This is a genomic window from Streptococcus suis (assembly GCF_002964575.1).
Taxonomy (GTDB): domain Bacteria; phylum Bacillota; class Bacilli; order Lactobacillales; family Streptococcaceae; genus Streptococcus; species Streptococcus suis_R.
Genome location: NZ_POQQ01000067.1, coordinates 1 through 719 on the forward strand (window position 1 = coordinate 1; position 719 = coordinate 719).

The window sequence follows — 719 nt, forward strand, 5'->3', positions numbered from 1 at the left end:
TTGAAGATAGCTGGAGACATACGTCTAGCGGATCCAAGAAACCATTCCTGCCATTCTTCAACACTTCCATAAACAATTGTTCGTTCAGTCTTTCCGAAGCGTTTAGATTCCCATAACTTTAACAATATTAATCCGTATTTAGATTTAATCCTAGAAAGTTCTGCCAAGGTAAATCTATAAAATTGACCTCGAAGAGCAAAAATATAGGGTGCGGCATCTTCAGAAAAACGGAACTCCACTTCCCCATTATCAATAAATTTAATTCTACTGAATAGTTGTGACATCACAAAAGATTTGCGGCCATCATCTGTTATTTCTGTAAAATACAATGCAGTATTATCGTGCAATGTTTTAAAAGCTCTTACAATTCGTTCATAGTTTGTACCCGAAAAAGTCAAGCCAAAATGCTTCAATATTTCTTTAGATTGAGCAATATAAACTTGAGAAACTTCATCACTAGCCTTCACATAAGAAAAACAATAATCCAACAATCTATGTTCAAATGCTTTCAAGTTACCAAATGCCTTTGCTAAATCATTACCTTGAGAAACTACATATTCCTGCCTACTCAATAAATTATCGAATGTTTTGTCAAATTTACTACTTTTCATCACGATATCCTTACAATTTTTACACATCTTTATTATTCTACTTTATACATTTGTGCATCATTTGTCAAATATTTATTTTTTCTGTCATATGTCACGCACTTTTTTGTC

At 32.5% G+C, this 719-nt stretch carries 1 protein-coding gene; it reads right to left on the reverse strand.

Annotated features, from left to right (window positions below):
• The coding region (locus C1E58_RS09625) for a replication initiation protein (RefSeq protein WP_105210189.1) at positions 1 to 611 on the reverse strand (611 nt) is incomplete at its 3' end.
• Positions 612 to 719: the final 108 nt, after the last annotated feature.